This window comes from Plantactinospora veratri (assembly GCF_036421995.1).
GTDB classification, from domain to species: Bacteria; Actinomycetota; Actinomycetes; order Mycobacteriales; family Micromonosporaceae; genus Plantactinospora; species Plantactinospora veratri.
On the sequence record NZ_JAZGQL010000032.1, the window covers coordinates 34007 to 55890 of the forward strand.

General features: G+C 73.1%; 19 protein-coding genes and 1 pseudogene. 13 read left to right on the plus strand and 7 right to left on the minus strand.

Annotation, left to right across the window (positions count from 1 at the left end; genetic code table 11):
* The first annotated feature begins 60 nt into the window (after positions 1–60).
* Positions 61–672: a pentapeptide repeat-containing protein gene (locus V1634_RS30530; protein WP_331211184.1), complete on the plus strand. Its 612-nt coding sequence runs from the start codon at positions 61–63 to the stop codon at positions 670–672.
* 18 nt (positions 673–690) lie between these two features.
* Here the strand turns inward: V1634_RS30530 and V1634_RS30535 are convergent, their stop codons facing one another.
* On the minus strand, positions 691–1476 hold the full coding sequence (locus tag V1634_RS30535; protein ID WP_331211185.1) for an SGNH/GDSL hydrolase family protein: 786 nt from the start codon (positions 1474–1476) through the stop codon (positions 691–693).
* A 165-nt stretch (positions 1477–1641) separates the two neighbouring features.
* Between V1634_RS30535 and V1634_RS30540 the strand changes: the two genes are divergently transcribed.
* On the plus strand, positions 1642–3405 hold the full coding sequence (locus V1634_RS30540) for a proline--tRNA ligase (RefSeq protein WP_331211186.1): 1764 nt from the start codon (positions 1642–1644) through the stop codon (positions 3403–3405).
* A gap of 48 nt (positions 3406–3453) precedes the next feature.
* Here the strand turns inward: V1634_RS30540 and V1634_RS30545 are convergent, their stop codons facing one another.
* Positions 3454–4077, minus strand: a complete 624-nt coding sequence (locus V1634_RS30545) for a dTDP-4-dehydrorhamnose 3,5-epimerase family protein (RefSeq protein WP_331211187.1) — start codon at positions 4075–4077, stop codon at positions 3454–3456.
* A 162-nt stretch (positions 4078–4239) separates the two neighbouring features.
* Between V1634_RS30545 and V1634_RS30550 the strand changes: the two genes are divergently transcribed.
* Entirely contained in the window at positions 4240–4665 is a 426-nt protein-coding gene (locus V1634_RS30550; protein WP_331211188.1) for a CBS domain-containing protein, read from the plus strand.
* Positions 4666–4687: 22 nt separating this feature from the next.
* A complete protein-coding gene (locus tag V1634_RS30555; RefSeq protein ID WP_331211189.1) occupies positions 4688–5119 on the plus strand; it encodes a SufE family protein in 432 nt (143 codons plus the stop codon).
* Between the two features lie 64 nt (positions 5120–5183).
* Here the strand turns inward: V1634_RS30555 and V1634_RS30560 are convergent, their stop codons facing one another.
* Positions 5184–6266 (minus strand): helix-turn-helix domain-containing protein, encoded by a 1083-nt coding sequence (locus V1634_RS30560; RefSeq protein WP_331211190.1) that lies wholly within the window; start codon positions 6264–6266, stop codon positions 5184–5186.
* Between the two features lie 705 nt (positions 6267–6971).
* Here V1634_RS30560 and V1634_RS30565 point away from each other — a divergent pair.
* Complete coding sequence (locus tag V1634_RS30565) at positions 6972–7322, plus strand: hypothetical protein (RefSeq protein WP_331211191.1); 351 nt, start codon at positions 6972–6974, stop codon at positions 7320–7322.
* Here the strand turns inward: V1634_RS30565 and V1634_RS30570 are convergent.
* The 3 genes from V1634_RS30570 to V1634_RS30580 all read right to left on the minus strand — a co-directional run bounded on the left by V1634_RS30570 (position 7251) and on the right by V1634_RS30580 (position 8736).
* Complete coding sequence (locus V1634_RS30570) at positions 7251–7802, minus strand: YbaK/EbsC family protein (RefSeq protein ID WP_331211239.1); 552 nt, start codon at positions 7800–7802, stop codon at positions 7251–7253. The genes V1634_RS30565 and V1634_RS30570 overlap by 72 nt on opposite strands.
* An 84-nt stretch (positions 7803–7886) precedes the next feature.
* Entirely contained in the window at positions 7887–8081 is a 195-nt protein-coding gene (locus V1634_RS30575) for a hypothetical protein (RefSeq protein ID WP_101368853.1), read from the minus strand.
* A gap of 79 nt (positions 8082–8160) precedes the next feature.
* Positions 8161–8736: an exonuclease gene (locus tag V1634_RS30580; protein ID WP_331211192.1), complete on the minus strand. Its 576-nt coding sequence runs from the start codon at positions 8734–8736 to the stop codon at positions 8161–8163.
* Positions 8737–8855: 119 nt separating this feature from the next.
* Between V1634_RS30580 and soxR the strand changes: the two are divergent.
* Positions 8856–9293, plus strand: a pseudogene (soxR, locus tag V1634_RS30585) (redox-sensitive transcriptional activator SoxR); the annotation flags it as partial.
* 388 nt (positions 9294–9681) lie between these two features.
* Positions 9682–14229, plus strand: a complete 4548-nt coding sequence (locus V1634_RS30590; RefSeq protein ID WP_331211193.1) for a cation-translocating P-type ATPase — start codon at positions 9682–9684, stop codon at positions 14227–14229.
* Positions 14230–14253: 24 nt separating this feature from the next.
* On the opposite strand, the gene V1634_RS30595 is transcribed toward V1634_RS30590, so the two are convergent.
* Entirely contained in the window at positions 14254–14448 is a 195-nt protein-coding gene (locus V1634_RS30595; RefSeq protein ID WP_331211194.1) for a hypothetical protein, read from the minus strand.
* Between the two features lie 242 nt (positions 14449–14690).
* Between V1634_RS30595 and V1634_RS30600 the strand changes: the two genes are divergently transcribed.
* The 6 genes from V1634_RS30600 (at position 14691) to V1634_RS30625 (ending at position 21872) form a co-directional block, all read left to right on the plus strand.
* Positions 14691–16604 carry a PPC domain-containing protein gene (locus V1634_RS30600; protein ID WP_331211195.1) on the plus strand — a complete coding sequence of 638 codons (1914 nt, stop codon included), beginning with the start codon at positions 14691–14693 and terminating at the stop codon, positions 16602–16604.
* Between the two features lie 173 nt (positions 16605–16777).
* Positions 16778–17425 carry a cysteine hydrolase family protein gene (locus V1634_RS30605; protein ID WP_331211196.1) on the plus strand — a complete coding sequence of 216 codons (648 nt, stop codon included), beginning with the start codon at positions 16778–16780 and terminating at the stop codon, positions 17423–17425.
* On the plus strand, positions 17422–18375 hold the full coding sequence (locus tag V1634_RS30610) for a GlxA family transcriptional regulator (protein ID WP_331211197.1): 954 nt from the start codon (positions 17422–17424) through the stop codon (positions 18373–18375). Before V1634_RS30605 ends, V1634_RS30610 begins: the two co-directional genes overlap by 4 nt.
* A 99-nt stretch (positions 18376–18474) precedes the next feature.
* A complete protein-coding gene (locus tag V1634_RS30615) occupies positions 18475–19452 on the plus strand; it encodes an aldo/keto reductase (RefSeq protein WP_331211198.1) in 978 nt (325 codons plus the stop codon).
* Between the two features lie 72 nt (positions 19453–19524).
* Positions 19525–21186, plus strand: coding sequence for a serine/threonine-protein kinase (locus V1634_RS35570; protein ID WP_407951878.1), 1662 nt, complete (start codon positions 19525–19527; stop codon positions 21184–21186).
* Positions 21187–21473: 287 nt separating this feature from the next.
* Positions 21474–21872 (plus strand): YciI family protein, encoded by a 399-nt coding sequence (locus V1634_RS30625; RefSeq protein WP_331211199.1) that lies wholly within the window; start codon positions 21474–21476, stop codon positions 21870–21872.
* Positions 21873–21884: the final 12 nt, after the last annotated feature.

Sequence of the window (21884 nt, forward strand, 5' to 3'; positions counted from 1 at the left end):
CCCCACCGTACGCCGGGCCGTCGGTGGAGGGGGCCGGCTCTCCTCGGTTACCGTCATCACATGGTGGAGCCGACCCGGACAGGCGTACGACACGAGGGTCGGACCTTCCGACGCGAGGACTGGTACGGCGACGAGTTCGTCGAGCACGAGTACGTCGACTGCGAGTTCTTCGACATCGACCTGACCGAGGCGACCCTGGAACGGACCAGCTTCACCAACTGCGCCTTCGGCAACGTCAGGTTCAACGCCTCCCGGCACACCGACTCGGCGTTCCTGCGCTGCACCTTCACCCGGTGCAACTTCTTCGAGGCCGAGTTCGCCGGCTGCAAACTGGTCGGCAGCACCTTCGTCGAGTCGTCGGTCCGGCCCCTCACCGTGCTCGGCGGGGACTGGTCGTTCGTCGGCCTGCCCGGCGCCGACCTGCGCGGCGTCACCTTCCAGGGCGTACGGATGCGCGAGGCGGACCTGACCGGCGCCAACTGCACCGACGCGATCCTGACCAACGTCGACCTCTCCGGCGCGCAGCTGCGCACGGCCCGGTTCGTCCGGTGCGACCTGCGCGGCAGCGACCTCAGCACGCTCGACCCGACCACCGTCGAACGCTCCGGCGCGATCGTCGACCAGAGCCAGACGATCGTGCTCGCCCAGGCGCTCGGCTTCCAGGTCGGTTGAGCGGCCCGTTCCCGACGGTCAGTCCACGAAGGGCCGGCGTTGCGGGTACGGCTCCAGCACCGGCCGCTTGGCCGTGATCGTGTCTCCGGACGACCGGCCGGTGATCCGGCGCCTGATCCAGGGCGCGAAGTGCTGCCCCACCCAGCGCAGGTCCGCGCCCCGGGCCGCCAGCCACGGTGTCGGCGCCGGCCGGGGCGGCACCACCAGCCAGCCGTCGTCCGGTACGACGTCGAGCGCGGCCAACACCCGGGCGGCGACCCGGCGGTGACCGGCGGCCGACAGGTGCAGCCGGTCGGAACTCCACAGCACCGGGTTGCCGAAGACCTCGTCGGCGAAGAGGTCGACCAGCTTCGCCCCGTGCCGCTGCGCCGTCTCGCCGACCGCCCGGTTGAGCATCGCCACCCGGGGAGCGACCAGCCGCTGCCCGGGCAGCCGGGCCATCACGTCGGCGAACCGGAACAGCAGCACGTCCGCCCCGGTGGCCCGGAAATCGGCGACGACCCGGTCGAAGCGCTCGATCAGGGCGTCCGGATCGAAGTTGCGACGCAGTACGTCGTTGCCACCGGCGGCGAAACTGACCAGCTCGGGGCGCATGGCGAGGGCGGCGGGCACCTGCTCGGCCACGATGTTGCCGAAGAGCCGACCCCGGATCGCCAGGTTGGCGTACCCGAAATCCGGCCCGGCCTCGGCGGCCAGCGTCGCGGCCACCAGGTCGGCCCAGCCCCGGAAGCTGCCGTCCGGATACGGGTCGTCCAGACCCTCGGTGAAACTGTCCCCGACCGCCACGAAGTTGCGCCAGCGCACGTCGCGCCTCCCCTGCACTGCTCTCCCCACCCGATCGACCGGGGGCCAGTCTGTCAGCCCGGCGCCGGCCCGGGTACGCCCGGCGCGGGAAGGTGACCGGGACCGCACGGCCGCCGGCGGACAATTCCGGTGCTCCGCTCCCGCCTGCGGGTCTACGCTGCCCGGATGCTGCTACGGATGTCCACGCTGTTTCTGCGTACGCTGCGCGAGGACCCGGCCGACGCGGAGGTGCCGAGCCATCGGCTGCTGCTCCGGGCCGGTTACGTCCGTCGCGCCGCTCCGGGCGGCTACACCTGGCTCCCGCTCGGCCGGCTGGTGCTGGACCGGGTCACCGAGGTGGTCCGGGAGGAGATGGTCGCGATCGGCGGCCAGGAGGTGCTCTTCCCGGCCCTGCTGCCCCGGGAGCCCTACGAGACGACCGGCCGGTGGACCGAGTACGGCGACGACATCTTCACCCTCACCGACCGGCGCGGCGCGGAGTACCTGCTCGGGCCGACCCACGAGGAGATGGCCGCGCTGCTGGTCCGGGACACCTTCACCTCGTACCGGGACTTCCCGGTCTCGATCTTCCAGGTGCAGACGAAGTACCGCGACGAGGCGCGGCCCCGGGCCGGGCTGCTGCGCGGGCGGGAGTTCCTGATGAAGGACTCCTACTCCTTCGACCTGGACCGGGCGGGGCTGGCGGCGGCGTACGACCGGCACCGGGCGGCGTACCAGCGGATCTTCGACCGGCTCGGCCTGGCGTACACGATCGTCGCCGCAACCTCCGGCGCGATGGGCGGCTCCGCCTCGGAGGAGTTCCTCGCCTCGACCCCGGTCGGTGAGGACACCTTCGTCGGCTGTACCGCCTGCGACTACGCGGCCAACACGGAGGCGGTGACCACCCCACCGGCCCCGCCCGGCGACGTGCACGCCCACCCTCCGGCGCAGGTGTACGACACCCCGGAGACGCCGACCATCGAGAGCCTGGTCGCGCTCGCCAACGACCGGCGGCTCGGCGGCCGGACCGACTGGACGGCCGGCGACACCCTGAAGAACGTCGTCGTCGAGCTGCGCCGGCCCGGTTCGGACGAGCCGGAGTTGCTGGTCATCGGCATTCCGGGGGATCGCGAGGTCGACCTCAAGCGGCTCGGCGCGGTGCTGAGCCCGGCCACCGTGTCGATGTTCGACGACTTCGCCGACCGGCCCGAACTGGTCCGCGGCTACCTCGGCCCGCAACTGCTGGCCAAGTTCGGCATCCGCTATCTGGTCGACCCCCGGGTGGCGCCGGGCACCGCCTGGCTGACCGGCGCCAACGAGCCGGGCCGGCACGCCACCGACGTGGTCTGCGGGCGGGACTTCACCCCGGACGGGACGATCGAGGCGGCCGAGGTCCGGGCCGGTGACCGGTGTCCGGCCTGCCGACCCGGGGTGTTGACGATCCGCCGAGGTGTGGAGATCGGGCACGTGTTCCAGCTCGGCCGGCGCTACACCGACGCGTTCCGGGTCGACGTGCTGGGCCAGGACGGCAAGCCGGTCCGGCTGACGATGGGCTGCTACGGCATCGGGGTGTCCCGGGCGGTGGCGGCGATCGCCGAACAGCACCACGACGAGCGGGGGCTGGTCTGGCCGGCGGCGGTGGCGCCGTGCGACGTACACCTGGTGGCGGCCGGCAAGGGGCCGCAGTCGGAGGCGGCGCTGGAACTCGGCGGGCAGCTCGCCGGGCACGGCCTGCGGGTGCTGGTCGACGACCGGACGCACGTCTCGGCCGGGGTCAAGTTCGCCGACGCCGAGCTGATCGGCATCCCGCGCGCCGTCGTGGTCGGCCGCCGCTGGTCCGACGGGTACGTCGAACTGCGCGACCGCGCCACCGGAGAGCGCACCGAACTGGCGGCGGCGGAGCTGCTGGCCCGGCTGACCGCTCCCGGCTCGGTCGGTACGCCGAGCTAGCGGCTGCCCGGGGGTCGGCTGGCCGGCCGTGGCGCTCCCGGGCGGCGTCTACTCCGTCGGCCGGCTGGCCCGACCGGCGCGCTGTGCCTGGTAGAAGCGCTGGCACTCGGCGTAGCTCGGCAGCAGGTCGGCGGCGCGCAGCTCGGCCAGGCCGGGTGCCTCGGCGTCACGTTCGGAGAGGATCGGGTCGAGGTCGGCCGGCCAGGGCAGTGCCAGCTCCGGGTCGCGGACGTGCACGACCCGTTCCCGGGCCGGGGCGTACCGGGCGGAGCAGAGGTAGCTGACGATGCTGTCCTGCTCCAGCGCGACGAAGGCGTGGCCGAGCCCCTCGGGCAGATAGACGGCGCGGTTGTCGATGGTGTCCAGCCGGGTCACCTCGTGCCGGCCGAAGGTCGGTGAACCGACCCGCAGGTCGACCACCATGTCGAGTACGGCGCCGCGTGGGCAGTAGACGTACTTGGCCTGGCCGACCGGCACGTCGGCCCAGTGCACGCCCCGGATGACGCCCCGCCGGGAGACGCTCTGGTTGGCCTGCGCGACGGAGAGTTCGAAGCCGAGCGCGTCGGCGAAGACCTCCGCGTCGTACCAGACGAGGAGCCGGCCCCGGTCGTCGCTGAACTGCTGCGGGAGGAACTCCCAGGCGCCGGGAATGGACAGCTCGGTGGCCTTCACTCGCACCTCACAGCGTCGCTCGGATCTCTCCGGCTTATCGGGGCCAACCGCACGATACCGTCCAACAACCCAGAGTGGCCGATCGGAAACCCGACATGGTGTTAGCGTGCCGGCCAGGGGGTAGCAGGTGGTATCGGGAATTCGGGGGTTCGGAGGCACACCGTGACTGAGGTCAGAGTCCGTGACGTCATGACCAGGACGATCGTCTATCTGCCCGCGGCCACCACTCTGGACGAGGCCGCCCGCGCCATGCGGGACGCCGACATCGGCGACGTGGTGGTGACCGACGGGCCGAGCCTGTTCGGCATGGTGACCGACCGGGACATCGTGGTCCGGGCCGTCGCCGAGGGCAGTGACGCCCGGCAGACCACGATCGGCTCGGTGACCTCCCGGGAAATCGTGATGATCGAGCAGAACTCGACCGTCGCCGAGGCAGCTGTCCTGATGCGGGAGCGCGCCGTACGCCGGATCCTGGTCTGTGACAGCGACCGGCAACTGGTCGGCATCGTCTCCCTCGGCGACCTGGCCGTACGCCTGGACCCCTCCTTCGCGCTGAGCGAGATCAGTGAGGCCGGCCCGCGCCCGTGAGGCACCTCGGTAGCCTGGGGCCATGCCGCAGTCGATGCCACCGAAGCTCGCCGAGATCGTCGCGGAGTTCGCCGACGCTCCCCGGGACATGGTCCTCGAAATGCTGCTGGAGTTCTCCGACGCGGTGCCGCCGCTGCCGGCGGCGTTCGCCGGCCATGCCGGGATGGAGCAGGTCCCGGAGTGCCAGACGGCGTTCTTCCTGCGCGCCGAGGTGGCCGCCGACCGCACCGTGACGACCTGGTTCGACTGTCCGCCGGAGGCGCCCACCACCCGGGCGTTCGCCGGGATCCTCGCCGAGGGGCTGGCCGGGGCGAGCGCCGACGAGGTGTTGGCCGTGCCGGACGACCTCTACCAGCGGATGGGGCTGGCCCAGGCGATCAGCCCGTTGCGGGTACGCGGCGGCAACGCCATCCTGGCCCGGCTCAAGCGGCAGGTCCGGGAGCAGCTCGACTGAGCGCGGCGGCGCACCCCGGCGCCCGGGGGGACGTTTCACGTGCAACGGTATCGACGGTCGTCTCTCAGAGCGTCGCGCCGGCCGCCCGTTCCACCTCGGCCAGCATCAGCCGCAGCGACAGGCTGTGCCGCTCCGGCGGCAACCGGTCCAGCGCCCGCCGGGCATAGCCGAGACCACCGGCCGCGTCCCCGGCGGAGGCCATCATCAGGCCCCGGTGCAGTTCGATGTGCGTGGCGAACCGGGGCAGGCTGGCCGGCCGGGTCCGGTCCGCGGCGTCCTGCGCGGCCACCGCTCCGGGGTGGCCGAGCCGGGACAGCAGCATCGACTCGAAGGTGTGGAACCGCCACAGCGGCACCGCGAAGTCGGAGATCTGCTCGGCGCTGCCGGCCGTGTCGAACACCCGGCGGGCATCGTCCAATCTGGTCAGAGCGGTGCCGGTCTCGCCCCGGCAGGCGGCGACGTGCGCCTGCGCGGTCAGCGCGGTCAACCGGCCCAGGGTCGGCCGGTCGGAGAGTCCGGCGGCCTGCTCGGCGAACCGGGCGGCCACCGGCAGGTGCGCACCCTCGTACGCCAGCGCCAGGGCGGCCCGGCCGCGTACCCAGACCCGGGTCTCCAGGTCGCCGGAGCGGTCCGCCGCGATCGCGGCCATCTCGTACGACCGGATCGCCCCCCGACCGCCGTCGTTGCCGGGCAGGGTCTTGCCGTGCACCGTCATCAGCCGGGCGGCGACGCCCCACAGGTGCGGACTGTCCAGCTCCTGTTGCAGTACCACCAGGTCGGCGGCGAGTCGGCCCTGCAACTCGGCGGCGCCGAGCGACATGTAGTCCTGCCCGTACCCCTCGGCGCGGGCGACCCACTCGTCGACGTCCCGACGTGGCCCGATGGCAGCGGCGAACCCGTGCTGCACCAGCTCGGCCACGGCGGACGAGACGACGACGGTCGCGGCGATCGCCAGGGCACCTCTGCGATTCACGCTGTCTCCCAACACCCGCTCGTAGGCGAGGACCAGGTCCGGGGTGGCCGGCCGTTTACCGAGCTCGACGTTGCACAGATGACTCTTGCTGTAGTTGGTCCGGGCCGCCATCTGGGTCAGGGTGACCTGGGCGTCCGTACGCGCCACCCTCAGCCTTGCGCCGACGTGATCCATCCGTCTACCGCCTGTGCGCTCCGGAAAACACCTGAAAACCGCGCCTACTATCGGTAGTTCTCTGGTTACGGGAATGTGGGGATGTGGATCGCTTCAGTTCGATGTGGCACCGATCAATGTTTACCGCTTCCGGGCGCAGATCGTAAGCCTGGGGTGACCTCGGGATCGGTGCCCGGACAGGAGTTCCACGGCCCGCGGGTATGACACGGCTCGACCTCATCGGCCTCCAGGTCGACTCGTGATCGGTCCGCGCGGGACCGGGGTGCGTACCCGCTGTCTTCCCCTGGGAAGCGGGCGGCGCCCTGCCGGGTGCGGCGGCCGTGCCGGCGGCCGCCGCACCTCCCGGGCAGCTCAGGAGGCGACTCGTGCGTGCGAGTGCGGCGGTGCGCACCCCCGGCGGGGGCCGGAGGCGCGGCGGGCGGAGATGACCGGAGCCGCCGCGCGCCGGACGCGGAATCGGATGACGCTCTCCGCCCGACTCATCGTGATCGACCACTGGCCGCGCGACGACGGTCGTTGCCCTATTTGCAAACTGCCGTCCTGTCGGGCACTGGCGACGGCACGCGCTTATTTAGAAATGGTGAACGATCCATTCGTACCCGCGGATCCGCTCGCCGATGTGGTAGACATCGACAGCCGTGCCACCCCACCGGAGGGGACGACCAGCGTCGAGCCGGTCGACGGGGGCGAAGGGGAGTGTCCCGGATGAGCGAGACGACGCTGTGCCTGCCGTGCGCGCTCGCCCTGCGCCCACCGGTGACCGAGCCGCCGCACCACTGTCCCGGGCAGGTACGCCTGGTCACCGGCACCGGCCAGCTCCGGGTCGTGCTCTGCGAATGCCGGATCTGCTGGCCGGAACGCTCCGACGAGCAGCCAACGCGGCAGCCGGCACAGCAGTCGCCGGAGCAGTCACCGCAGTCGCCGGAGCAGTCACCACGGTCGCCGGAGCAGTCGCGGCGGTCGGCCGACCGGTCGGCGGAGTCGTCAGCCGACCTCTCGGGCGAGCCCCTCGACGACCTCGGCGTTCGGCAGGAGCCCGAGAGCGGCACCGGGTAGCGCGATCTTGCTGTGCCGGACCCCCGACCCGATAATCACGTACGGGGTGTCGAGCACCCGCGAGTCGACCAGGACCGGCCACGAACCGGGCAGCCCGATCGGGGTGATGCCGCCGTACTCCATGCCGGTCAGCTCGACCGCCTCGGCCATCGGCGCGAAGCTCGCCTTGCGTACGTCGAGGTGGCGGCGTACCACCCCGTTCACGTCGGCCCGGGTGGTGGCCAGTACCACGCAGGCCGCGTACCGGACGCTCCCCTCCCGCTTGCCGGCCACCACCACGCAGTTCGCCGACACGTCCAGTCCGACGTCGTAGGCGGCGCAGAAGGCGGCGGTGTCGGCCAGGGTGGCGTCGATCGGTGCGACCAGGATGTCGTCGACGCCGACCGGGGAGTCGGCGGGCCAGCGGTGCAGAGCCTCGGTCACCGGCGGTGCGAGCAGATCCTGACGGGTCCGGGCCGGCTCCGTCTTCAGGGTTCCCATCACGCCCGTGATCCTCGCACCGTCCGTGCCGGCCGGACACACCGACCGCACCACGGGGGTGTCGATTCGGCGGGGAGGGGCGGGTCAGCTACCGGCGAGGAAGGCGTTGTCCGGCACGAGGGTGCGCTCCCGGAGCCGGTCCCGTTCCGGCGCCTCGGCGGCCCGCTCACGCCGCAACTGGACATCCTCGATACCGTGCCGGACGGCGAACCGGATCACGCCGTAGAGGAAGACGAAGCCGCAGACGTACATCATCGCGGCCAGAGCCATGTAGATCATGCGTTCGAGCGTAGGCAGCCGATCCGGGGATTTTTCGCGTTCTGGCCGCGGTCGCCCGGTCGGGTGGCGGGTACGCCGGTCAGTCGGACCCGGCGGGTGGTTCCGGCGCCGGATGCCGCAGTACGGCGTCGAAGACCTGGGCCAGCTCCGCCGCGTCCTCGCCCGCGTGGTGGGTGTGCGGGATGCCGGTCAGCCCGAGCGCGTGCTTGATCCTGCCCTTGTGCGTACCGGCCCACTCGGCACCGGTCCGGCCCATCCAGTAGCTGCGCAGGTCCACCCCGGAACCGGTGGCCCCGAACGGGCTCCGGCCGGTGAACCGGACGAAGTACCAGTGCACGAACATCCCGTCCCAGACGGCGGGAGCGGCCAGGAAGACGGGCCGACCCTGCTTGCGCAGCCCGTTCACCCACCTCGCCGCGGCGGCCATCGCCACCTCGGCCGGCGGCGCCTCCCGGAGCAGCCGCTCCCGGTCGAGTCCGGAGACGGCGAGCGCCTGGGGCACGAACTCGTCGGAGATCGGGCGCAGCTCGGTGTAGAAGGTCAGCTCGGGCCGCCCGGCCACCGCCATGCCCAGCGAGATCATGCTGTACGGCCCGGGGATCGGACCGTCCGCCTCGACGTCGACCGCGACGTACAGCTCGGGAAGATCAGCCACGGGATCAGCTTGCGGTGGCGGGCCGACCCGGTCCAGTCAATTCCGCCGCCATACCCGGCCAGTGCGGGACACGCCACACACCTGAACATTAGTTGAGGTATCGGAGATATCCTCGACCGGTGACCGAACCCGCACACACCCTCACCGTCGGACAGCTCGCCGAGCGCAGTGGTGTCGCCGTCTCGGCCCTGCACTTCTACGAGGCCAAAGGGCTGATCACCAGTACCCGGACCAGCGGCAACCAGCGCCGCTACGGCCGCGACATCCTGCGCCGGGTCGCCTTCATCCGGTTCGCCCAGCGGGTCGGTGTGCCACTGGCGCAGATCCGGGAGGCGCTGGCCAGCCTCCCCGAGGAACGCACACCCACCCGGGCGGACTGGGCCCGGCTCTCGGCCGGCTGGCGCGGCCAGCTCGACGAGCGGATTCTCGCCCTGCAACGACTCCGCGACGACCTCTCCGACTGCATCGGCTGCGGCTGCCTGTCACTGGACCGGTGCGCGCTCTCCAACCCCGGTGACGTGATGGCCGGCACCGGCCCGGGACCGCGCCACCTGCTCGCCGGCCTCACCGGCCCGACCTCGACGGAGGCCCCGGCGGCGCCGGAGAGCCCGGCAGCGCCGGAGGACCGAGCCGTGCCGAGGGCCTCGGCCGCGCCGAATGGCTCAGCCAGGTCGGAGGCCCCGGCCGACGGGGGCGCGAGCTGTGCTGCGCCGGACGTCTGCGCCCCGGACGGCTCCGCCGATTCGGCCATGGCCCGGGTCTGACCCGACACGACGGTCAGCGGCGGGCCGGAGATCTCGCCCGGAAAGGTGCATAAGGCCGCGCCGACCGGGAAGGCAGGGCCGATCCACGGCTCTGGGAGGGTCAGATGCGTTACCCGAGCGCGGCCAGCGACAGCCGCCCCGCCGCACGGCGGACCGGCCGGCCTGCCGGCGGCTCCGCTCGATGACGCCACTCGGGCTGAGGATCCCCGGCGTGGATCTCCGCCGCCTCCACCTGCCCGCCCTGCCCGAGACGCTGTCGCCGCGCAGCGTGCCGCAGCTCGTCGCCGGGGTCGCGCAGAACGCCGAGTCGATGGTGGGCCGGGCGGCCCGGGCCGCCGGGCTCAAGCGCCGCGCCGTCTGGTCCCGGCCCGGCCGACACCACATCGAGGTGCACGGGATTGCCCAGCCCGGCGGCGAACGGCTGGCCGCGCAGATCGAACAGGCACTGGAAGGGCTGTCCGGGGTCGAGTGGGCCCGGGTCAACGCCCCCTCCGGGCGGGTGGTGGTGGCGGTCGGCACGCCCGCACCCCGACTCCGGGCACTGATCGCGGTGATCGCCGCCGTCGAGCGTGCCGACGGACGGGAGCTCGACCCGGACTGCGTGGAACCGCATCCCCCGGAGGAGGGCCCGCGGACCCGACGGGCGATGACCAGGATCGCGACCGACGCGTTCGGGCTCGGCCTGTCGGCCGCGGTCCGGATTCTGCCGTTCACCCGGGCGCCCGGCGAACTCGCCGGCCTGCTGCGGGCGGTGGACCTGCACCCGAGGCTGCACGCGCTCGCCGGGCGAGGGCTGCGCGGCGACCACCGGGCCGACTCCCTGCTGCCACTCGCGACCGTACTTGCCCAGGGCCTGACCGGCGGCTGGGCCGGGATCATGCTCGACAGCGCCCACCGGATCCTGCAATGGGGCGAGGCTCGGGCCCAGTTGGCCGCCTGGGAGCAGGCCGAGCCGCTGCTCGCCGGTACTCCGGAACGGGCCCGGGCGGCACCACCGCCGGACGAGCGACCGCGCGCCAAGCCGGACGGCCCGGTCGAACGGTATCTGGCCCGGGTACTCGAGTCCGGCACCGTCGCCGGTGCCGCCGCGCTCTCCCTGGCCGGGCGCAAGCGGGCTGCCGCGCTGGCCCTGTCCAGCATCCCGAGCGCGGCCGTCGCCGGCCGGGAGGCGTACGCGGCCCGGCTCGGCTGGCTGCTCGCCCGCCGGGGCGTGATCGCGATGGACCGTACGGTGCTGCGTGAACTGGAGCGCCTGGACGTACTGGTGCTGGACGCCGCCGCGCTGCGCTCGACCCGGGGCGTCCTCGCCGACCTGGCACCGCTGCCCGGCGCGGATGCCGAGGAGGTGGCGGCCCGGGCGTTCGACCTCTTCGACCCGGAGGCCCCGGACCGGGTACGCGACGCCGACGGGTGGAGGCTCGGACCGCTCGACTCGCTGCGCCTGCCCGCCGGGGTGGGTGCCGAGCAGATCGACCGGCTCGGTACGGACGGCGGCACCCTGCTCGGCCTGACCACCGGCAGCCGGCTCGCGGCGGTGGTACGGGTGGCCGCCGAGCCCGCCCCGGGCATCGACGCGTTGCCGGCGGCGGCCCGGCGGGCCAGGCTACGCCTGCTGGTCGCCGACGACCGCCCCGACGACGACGCCGGCAGCAGCGGCGGAAGCGACGCCAGCAGCGGCAGCAGTGCCGGTAGTGGCGGCGGGGAGCACGACTTCGCCGACGGATACCTGCCCGGCGGTCCACGACTCGCCGGGTCGATCCGGTCGTTGCAGGCCGACGGGGCGATGGTCGCCGTGGTGTCCAGCGATCCGCGCGCGCTGGCCGCCGCCGACTGCGGCCTCGGGGTGTGGCGCCCCGACGGAAGGCCACCGTGGGGTGCCCACCTGCTGGTCGGCTCCGACCTGACGGTGGCGGCACTGGTGGTGGAGGCCGTCGGCATCGCCCGTACCGTCGCCCGGCAGAGCATCGCGCTGGCCGCCGGCGGCAGTGCGCTCGGCGCGCTGGCGTCGTTCACCGCGGCACCGGCGCAACTGCCGGCACGGTCCATGACGGCGGTCAACGCCGCCGCCGGACTGGCGATCGGGCACGGCGTCTGGCGGGCGGGCCGGCTGCCGCCCCGGCGTACCTCGGCCGCCGCCCCGCCGACCCCGTGGCACCTGATGCCGGTCCGGACGGTGCTGGAGAGGCTCGGCACCGACCGGGCGGGCCTCGCCACCGAAGAGGTGGGTCGGCGCTGCCGGCCCACCTCGACCGGGTCGACGGAGAGCCTCGACCTGCCCCGGGCGTTCGTCGAGGAGCTGGCGAACCCGCTCACCCCGGTGCTGGCCGGCGGTGCCGGGCTCTCCGCCGCGGTCGGTTCGATGGCGGACGCCGCGCTGGTCGGCGGCGTGATCGGGCTGACCGCGCTGATCGGCGCCGCGCACCGGGTCTCCACCGAACGGTCGCTGGCCGAACTGCTCTCCCGGTCGGCGGTGACCGCCCGGGTTCGCCGGGACGGCACCGAGCGGGTGGTCGCCGCCGGCGAACTGGTCCCGGGTGACATCGTGGCGCTGGATCCGGGCGACGCCGTCCCGGCGGACTGCCGGGTGGTCGAGGCGGTCGGCCTGGAGGCCGACGAGTCGTCGCTGACCGGGGAGTCGCTGCCGGTGGCGAAGTGCAGCCAGTCGGTGGTGGCCGCCGCAGTGGCGGAGCGCCGGTCGATGCTCTACGAGGGGACCACGGTCGCCGCCGGGCGGGGTCTCGCCGTGGTGGTGGCGACCGGGGCGGACACCGAGGTCGGCCGGGGCATGGCGCTGGCCGGCGAGGCCGCACCGACCAGCGGGGTCGAGGCCCGACTCGGCCGGCTGACCAAGCTGTCGATCCCGCTCGCCGCCAGTTCGGCGGTGGCGGTGGCCGGGGCCGGGCTGCTCCGGGGCGTACCGCTGGTGGAGTCGGCCGGCACCGCCGCCAACCTCGCCGTGGCCTCCGTACCGGAGGGGTTGCCGTTCCTGGTCAGCGCCGCGCAGTTGGCGGCAGCGCGCCGGCTGGCCGAACACGGCGCGCTGGTCCGCAACCCGCGCACCATCGAGGCGCTGGGCCGGGTCGACGTGCTCTGCTTCGACAAGACCGGCACGCTGACCGAGGGCCAGCTGATGTTGGCCGGGGTCGGCGACGGCGTGCGGTACGCCGACCTCGATGGGCTGGACAAGCCACTGCGTGGCGTACTCGCGGCGGCGCTGCGGGCCACCCCGGCGGCCGACCGTCCGGAGGAGGTCAGCCAGCAGACCGACCGGGCGGTGCTGACCGGGGCCCGTCGGGCCGGCGTCGGCACCGGCAGCCGGACGCACCCCTGGCAGCAGGAGCACGCCCTGCCGTTCGAGCCGTCCCGGGGCTACCACGCCACGGTCGGCCGGCACCGGGGCCACCACCTGCTCAGCGTGAAGGGCGCCCCGGAGACGATCCTGCCCCGGTGCGGCCGGCACGGCGACCGGGTCCTGGACGAGGCGGGCCGGCACGCCCTCCAGGAGACGCTGGACCGGCACGCCGGGGCCGGTCAGCGGGTCCTCGCGGTCGCCGAACGGGAACTGACCGGCGACACGGTCACCGAGGACGACGTCCGGGAGTTGACCTTCGTCGGCTTCCTGGCCCTCTCCGACGGGGTACGCGAGAGCGCCGCCCCGGCGGTGAGGCGGATCCGGCAGGCCGGGGTACACACCATCATGATCACCGGTGACCATCCGGCCACCGCCGAGGCGATCGCCGCGATCATCAGTACCGACGGCACCGACCAGCGGGTGGTCACCGCCACCGAACTCGACCGGCTCGACGACGACGCCCTCGCCGATCGGCTGGCCCGGACCGACGTGGTCGCCCGGTGTACGCCGACGCACAAGGTACGGATCATCCGGGCGTTGCAGAAGTGCGGCCGTACGGTCGCGATGACCGGGGACGGTGCCAACGACGCGCCCGCGATCCGGCTCGCCGACGTCGGGATCGCGCTCGGCCAGCGGGGTACCCCGGCCGCCCGGGCCGCCGCCGACCTGGTGGTCACCGACGACCGGCTCGAAACGATCATCGCCACCCTGGTCGAGGGACGCGCCATGTGGTCCTCGGTGCGGCACGCGCTGAGCATCCTGGTCGGCGGCAACCTCGGCGAGATCGCGTTCAGTGTGCTCACCGCCGCGCTGACCGGCCGGTCGGCGTTGAACGGCCGGCAGATGCTGCTGGTCAACCTCCTCACCGACCTGGCTCCGGCGATGGCGATCGCGGTCCGGGCGCCCCGGGCGGAGAGCATGGACGGCCTGCTCACCGAGGGACCGGAGACCTCGCTCGGTGCCTCCCTCACCCGGGAGATCGCACTGCGGGCCGCCGCCACGACCCTCGGTGCGACCACCGGCTGGACGCTGGCCCGCTACACCGGTACCCGGCGTCGGGCCGGGACGGTCGCGCTGGCCTCGCTGGTCGGTACCCAGCTCGGCCAGACCCTGCTGGACGGCGGGACGAGCCCCGGTGTGCTGGCCTCGACCGCCGTCTCGGTGGCGGTGCTCGCCGGGGTGATCCAGACGCCGGGGCTGAGCCAGTTCTTCGGCTGCACCCCGCTCGGGCCGGTCGGCTGGGGGATCGCCGCCGGCAGCGCGCTGAGCGCCACCCTCACCAACACCGCCGTCGACCGCCTGATCACCCCACCCGCCGCCGACGACAACCCCGACGGGACCGACGGGACCACCGCCTCCCGGCAACCCGGCGGCTGAGCCGGCCGTTCTCCGCCGGCTGGGTCAGGAGCCCCGGGGCCAGACGAACTCCGCCGCCCGGGCCCGCGCCGGCAGCTCGGTGCCCGTGTTCACGGCACCGGTCGTCGGATCGAGCACCTGGCGCGCGTCACCCTGCCCGTCGGCGGTACGCAGCCGTAGCAACACCACCTCCGGCAGGTAGCCGAGCGGCTCCGTCCACCAGTCCCGGGACGCTCGCACCAGCCGTGCCTCGACGAAACTCCCGAAAGCCAACCTCGTCCGCCGCGATTCCTCCCACGACAACTCGCTCTGCCGGATACGTGCCGGCCAGGCGCGACAGGTTGGAACCGACTCTGGAAAACAGCCGACAGGCGTACTCAGATATGTCGCTGCTTCTATTAATTTCCCTTCGAGATCAGTAGCGTCACGTTAGCCATCGGTGGCGGGGGCCACCGGAGTGATGGCATGACGGAGGGGGATACATGCGTCGAACGATCGCCATCCTGGCCGCCGGAACATTGGCGGCCACAGGGTTGACAGCGACCGGCGCCCAGGCTCGGCCGAGTACGGACGAGCGCAACACGAGCGTTGCCACCAGTGCCCCGGCCATCGGCCTCGCCAAGGTGAAGCCGAGCGCCGCCAAGCAGCCAGCCGGACCGAACCCGTTCCTCGCGCTGTTGCCGGACCCGGCCAAGGCCGACTACGTCGGCTGGAAGAACTGGCTGGCCAAGCAGGGCGACCAGCGGGCCGGGCTGCGGGCGCAGCAGCGGGCGGCGGCCGCCGCACCGGTCGTGGCCGACGAGGAGGAACCGGCCGGCATCCGGGGTGGCAACGACACCCCGGCGAACGCACAACAGATCACCGGATTCGGTACCGGCGCCAAGGACAATCCCCGGCTGCGGATCCTCGGCACCCTCTCTCCGGAGCAGGTGGACGCGACGGAGATCGCGCCGAACCCGGAGGACGACGGCGCCATCCCGCTGGCCGGCGAGACCGGGGTCGGCACGACCGAGCAGGCCGTCACCACCACGGCCGCGATCGGGGACGGCCCGCACGGCAGCGCGGCCAGCGGCAGCGGCGACTTCGACTTCTACGAGGTCACCGGCGTCGCCGGCCGGACCCTGACGGTCGACGTCGACACGCCGGCCGGTGAACTCGACTCGGTCGTCCTGCTCTACAACGCCGAGGGCGAGTTGATCGCGCTCAACGACGACAGCCCGGAGGGGCTGGACAGCCTGCTGGTGCACCAGTTCGCCGCCGACGGCACCTACTACGTGGCGGTGATCGGCTTCCCGACCATCCCGGCCGACCCGTTCGACTCGGCCAGCGGTGGCGGAGCCGGCAGCGAGGGGCCGTACCAGGTCACCATCGGGACCGCGGAACAGGACACCGACTTCTTCGCCGTACGGCTGCGGCCGGGTGACGTGGTCGGCGCCTCGGTCGAGGGCTCGGCCGCCAAGATCACGGTTTACGACCCGGACGGCCGCGAGGTGCACGGGTCCGACCAGGACGGTTCCTCCCTCTACCCGCCGAACAGCCCGCTGCCGGGCGGCGGCAACGCGGTCACCGAGCACGTGGCCGACAAGGCCGGTTGGCACTACGTCGGGGTGAGCCTCGGCGACGGCATGTACGACATCACGGTCGAGGCGTACCGGTCGGGGCAGCAGCCGCGGCAGACGCTCTTCCTCGACTTCGACGGCGCCCGGATCAACACCGCCATCTTCGGCGGCCCGGGCGTGCGCACCCTGAGCCCGATGCGGGCCTTCCTCGGCCGGTGGGGGCTGACCGCCGCCGACGAGGACGCGGTGATCGACGGGATCATCGCCGGGGTACGGGAGAACCTCCGCCACGACATGATCGAAAGTGGGCTCAACCCGCGCTTCGACATCCGGATCCTGAACAGCCGGGACCACGCCGACCCGTTCGGGCAGGCGAACGTCAGCCGGATCATCATCGGCGGCAGCATCGAGGAGTCGGGCGTACCGACCATCGGTGTGGCGCAGTACATCGACCCGGGCAACTTCGGCACCCAGGACTCCGCGCTGGTACTCCTGGACGTGCTGAGCGACCCGGCCGGTGAGGAGCCGTCGCTGAACACGTACATCACCGAGGCCAGCAACCGGGTCGAGTTCGTCGGCCGGGCGGTGGGCAACGTGACCGCGCACGAGGCCGGACACTTCTTCGGCAACTGGCACGTCGACCAGTTCAACGAGCAGGCGAACATCATGGACCAGGGCGGGAACTTCCCGCTGATGTTCGCGGTCGGCCCGGACGGCGTCGGCGGCACCGCCGACGACCCCGACGTCGACTTCGGCGAGGACACCTTCAACCCGGGCGAGGGCTTCACCGGTACCGAGGACACCCTCAGCCGGATCGTCTTCGGCGTCACCCGCTGACCGTCAACTAGCACGCTCGAACGTCCACGGCGGCCCCTTCCGGTGCACCTCGACCGGGAGGGGCCGCCGGCTGTCCGGGGGTACCCCGGAGCGGGCTCGGCTGACCGGATCGTTCCGGAGCCGGGCAGGATGGTGTCTGCCGTCGTCGACGTCGAACGGAGAGGATCGGTGGCATGTCATCCCGTGCACTCGTCGTCATCGACGTACAGGAGTCGTTCCGGCAACGGCCGATCTGGGCGGCCACCTCGAACCCCGATCTCGTCGACCGGGTACGCCGGCTGACCGAAGCGTTCCGGGCCTCCGGTGATCTCGTGGTCTGGGTGCTGCACACCGAGCCCGGCACCGGCACCGTCTTCGACCCGGCGCTCGGTCACGTCCGGCTGATCGCCGGCCTGGAACCCGAGCCCGGTGAGCCGGTGCTGCACAAGACCTCGCACAACGCGTTCACCACCACCAACCTCCAGCAACTGCTGACCGGCGCGGGGGTGACGGAGGTGGCGGTCTGCGGGATCCGTACCGAGCAGTGCGTCGAGACCACCGCCCGACTCGCCAGCGATCTCGGCTATCAGGTGACGTTCGTGACCGACGCGACCGCGACGAACCCGATCGAACATCCCGACGCCCCGCCCGGCCGTATCCTCGCCGAGATCCTCGCCGACCCGCGCACGCTCGGTGTCGACGAGATCGTCGCGCGTACCGAGTACGCGCTGGCCGGCCGCTTCGCCACCGTCCGTACGGTGGCGGAGCTGACCGCCGGGCGTACCGGAACCGGCCCGGTGGTCGTCGACCGGGCCGCCGTGCCGGAGCCGGCCGCAGGGTGACGAAGGTCCTCTTCCTGCTCGCCGCCCGGCTGCACCTGCTCGACCTGGCCGGCCCGGCGCAGGCGTTCTCCACCGCCGCCGACCTCGGCGGCGGCTACGCCCTGCACTACGTCGGCGAGCAGGAGGAGGTCGGCACCACCCAGGGGGTGCCCCTGCGGGCCCGGACCGACTGGCCGGCGCTGGGGCCCGACGACCTGATCGTGGTGCCCGGTTGGCGCCCCGCCGGCCGGCCCGGCCGGGCCGGTTGGGCCGGTTGGGCCGGTCGGGCCGGGTTCACCGCCGCGACCCTGGATCGGCTTGTCCAGCACCACCGCCGGGGCGGCACGGTGGCCAGCGTCTGCGCCGGGGCGTTCGCGCTGGCCGGCGCCGGGCTGCTGGACGGCCGGCGCTGCACCACCCACCACGACCTCTCCGCGGAGCTGGCCCGCCGGCATCCCCGGGCCGTCGTGGTCCGGGACGTGCTCTACGTCGTGGACGACCGCGTGGTCACCTCGGCCGGCATCGCCAGCGGGATCGACCTGGCCCTGCACCTGCTCGCCGTGCGGCACGGTCCCGGGTTCGCCGCCCGGGTGGCCCGGGAGATGGTCGTCTACGCCCGCCGCAACGGCGACGAGCGGCAGGCCAGCGCGATGCTGCGGCACCGGGGGCACATCAGCGACGTGGTGCACCGGGTGCAGGACGTCATCGACGCCCGCTTCGCGGACCGGCTGGCCCTGGCCGACCTGGCCGCCGCCGTCGGGGTCAGCGAACGGACCCTCACCCGGGTCTTCGTCCGGGCCGTCGGGGTGACGCCGCTGCGCTACCAGCAGCTGCTCCGCCTCGAACGCGCCGAGCACCTGATCGGGCACGGTGCCACCGTCGAGGCCGCCGCCCGGGCGGTCGGCTTCGGCGACGCCCGGATGCTGCGCCGGCTGCGCAGCCGGGCCGCGCCCGCCCCGGCCGCGGGTTAGCGCGGTCACGTCCGGGTTCCCCGGTGGTCCCACCCGCCGGTACGTTGCCGAAGCACGGTGCACGCACCGGGCAGACGACGGACGAGGCGAGGAGTACGGATGCGGTACGTACGGCTGGGCGGCTCGGGGCTGGAAGTGTCGAGCATCGTCCTCGGTTGCATGAGCTTCGGCGACCCGCAGCGCGGCACGCACTCCTGGTCGGTCGGGCTGGACGAGGCGCGTCCGTTCTTCCGGCAGGCCGTCGAGGCCGGGATCACCACCTTCGACACCGCCAACGTCTACTCGCTCGGCACCAGCGAGGAGATCACCGGCAGGCTGCTCGGCGAGTTCGCCCGGCGGGACGAGGTGGTCATCGCCACCAAGGTGCACGGCCGGATGGGCCCGGGTCCGAAGGGCGGCGGGCTGTCCCGGGGGGCGATCCTCACCCAGGTCGACGAGAGCCTGCGCCGGCTCGGCACCGACTACATCGACCTCTACCAGATCCACCGGTACGACCCGGAGGTGCCGATCGAGGAGACGATGGAGGCGCTGCACGACCTCGTACGGGCCGGCAAGGTGCGCTATCTCGGCGCGTCCTCGATGTGGACCTGGCAGTTCGCGCAGGCGCAGTACACCGCCGACCTGCACGGCTGGACCCGGTTCGTGTCCATGCAGGACCAGTACAACCTGATCATGCGGGAGGAGGAGCGGGAGATGCTGCCGTTCTGCCTCGACCAGGGCGTCGGGGTGCTGCCGTGGAGTCCGCTCGCCCGGGGTCGACTGACCCGGGACTGGGACGTCAGCACCGCGCGCAGCGAGACGGACAACTTCGGCGGCACCCTCTACAAGCAGGCCGAGGAGGCCGACCGTCGGGTCGTCGGCGCGGTCGCCGAGGTGGCCGGTGAACTCGGCGTTCCCCGGGCCCAGGTCGCGCTCGCCTGGCTGCTGCACCAGCCGGCGGTGACCGCCCCGATCGTCGGGGCGACGAAGCCCGAGCACATCACCGACGCGGTCGCCGCGGTCGAACTGGCGCTCGGCGAGGACGAGTTGCGCCGGCTCGGCGAGCACTACGTACCGCACGCCTCGGAGGGCTTCTGACCCTTCCACCGGACGCCGGGCCGCGGTCGGCACCGTCGACCCGACCGGCCCGGCGCCCGGTACGGTGATCGAATGCTCTCTCCGGGAGTCGTGCTCAACGACCGCTACCTGCTCGGGAGCCGGATCGCGACCGGTGGCATGGGGGACGTCTGGTCGGCCACCGACACCCTGCTGAAGCGGCGGGTCGCGGTGAAGGTGCTGCTGCCGGCGCTGGTCTCGGACACCGAGTTCATCACCCGGTTCCGCACCGAGGCCCGGCTGATGGCCGCGCTGCGCCACCCCGGCATCGTCGGCGTCTACGACTACGGCGAGGACGCCGTGGTCGACGGTCACCGGGTGGACTACCTGGTGATGGAGTTCATCGACGGGATGTCCCTGTCGAAGCGGATCAGGGAGGTGGGCCGGCTCGGCGTCGCCGAGACCCTCTCCGTGCTGACCCAGGCCGCGCAGGCGCTGCACGTCGCGCACCGGGCCAGCATCGTGCACCGGGACGTCAAGCCGAGCAACCTGCTGGTCCAGCCGAACGGTTCCGTCGTGCTGGTCGACTTCGGGGTGGCCCGGTCGGCGAACGTGACCAGCATCACCGCCAGCAACATCGTGCTGGGTTCCGCGCACTACATGGCTCCGGAGCAGATCGCCGGCCGTCCCGTCTCGGCGGCCACCGACGTGTACGCGCTCGGCGCGGTCGCGTACTGCTGCCTCACCGGCCGGCCGCCGTTCACCGGCGGCAACCCGCTGCACATCGTGACCCAGCACCTCCAGGAGGCGCCGCCCGCGCTGCCGCCGGACGTACCGGCCCCGGTGGCGATGCTGGTCAACCGGGCCCTGGCGAAGGAACCGGCCGACCGGTACCCGAGTGCGGCGGCGTTCGCCGAGGCCGCCCGGGCGGCCGAGTACGCCATCTCGTCCTCCTCCACCGTGCCGCTGCCGTCCCCCGGCCCGCTGCCGTCCGTCGGTGCCCGATCGCCGGCCGGGTCGCCGGGCTGGCCGGCCGGGCCCGGTCACACCGGGCCGACCCTGCCCACCGCCGTCCCGGCCGGTCCGCCGGCCGGCGGCGGCAGGCGGCGCCGCGCGGCGGTGCTGGCCGGGGTGGCGGCCACCGTCGTCGTCGCGATGGTCGGCCTGGTCGCGCTGCTGGTCCTGCGCCCAGGGCCGGAGCAGACGGGGGCGGAGCCGCAGAACCGGGCACGGGTCGCCGCGTCCAGCGGCGAGACCCCGGAGAGCGGGGTCGACGAGACCGTACCGGCGGCCGAGGCGAGCGCGAGCGTCGGACCGAACCGGCCGGCGGACCCGGCAGCCGGGCCGGGCCGCGCGACCGAGACCCAGCCCGCCGAGCCGGGCGGCGGCGGAAGGCCGGCTCCGGGACCGAGCACGACCCGTCCCGCGCCGGAGAAGAACCCGCACACCCCGGGCAAGGTCTGCGGCGGCGGCTACCGGGTGGTCGACTCGGCGACCCTGACCGGCCCGAACGGCGCCCAACTGGCCCGGGTGTACCTGCTCTACAACGACAACAACGGCAACAACTGCACGGTAGCCCTCAAGACCAGCTCCGTCGGCGTCGCGAGCCAGGTGTCGGCGTACCTGGAGGTGCAGGGCGCGAGCCGGCGCACCGACAGCGGGGCGTACGAGTACTACGCGGGTCCGGTACGGGCCAAGGCCGCCGGGGTCTGCGTCAGGTGGGGCGGGTCGGCCGGCGGAGCCAGCTACAACAGCTCCTTCGAGCACTGCGGCTGAGCCCCGGCATCCCGTACCCGCCCGGCTCGGGTCTTGCGCACCCGATGCTCGGCACCGCAGGTCGCAGGCCGGTCAACCGCCGGGTTGCGAGCCAGGTCGGCCAGAATTGTCGAGGCCGGGTGCTCTGCTCCGATCTCTGCCAGTCGCGCGGGTGGCCGACGCCGGGCTCGGCGGTCCGGTCCGGTCGGGCGGCGATCGACCGGGCCGGCGCGGGCGACCGGGTCGGCCCGGCAGGTGGTCGCGTCGACGCACCGAACGTCGCGACCGAGAGAGATGAGGAGCCGAGGATGAAGTACATGCTGCTGATCCACAGCAACCCGCAGAACTGGGGCCATCCGACCTTCCTGCATACGGCGGAAGCGCAGGAGATGTCGCCCGAGGAGCGGGCCGAGCTGTCCCGGCAGTTCGAGACGCTGCTCACGGAGATCGTCGAGTCCGGTGAACTGGTGACCGCGGAGGCGCTGCCGGATCCGGCCCGGACCCGGACCGTCCGGGCCCGCGACGGTGTACCGGCGGTCACCGACGGACCGTTCGTCGAGGCCAAGGAGCAGTTCGCCGGATACTTCATCGTCGACTGCGAGAGCCCGGAACGGGCGACGGAGATCGCCGCACGGTTCCCGGACGTCCGGCTCGGCGGCGCGGTGGAGGTACGTCCGATCATGGAACGGTCCGGCCAGGAGATGTGAGGACCGGACGCT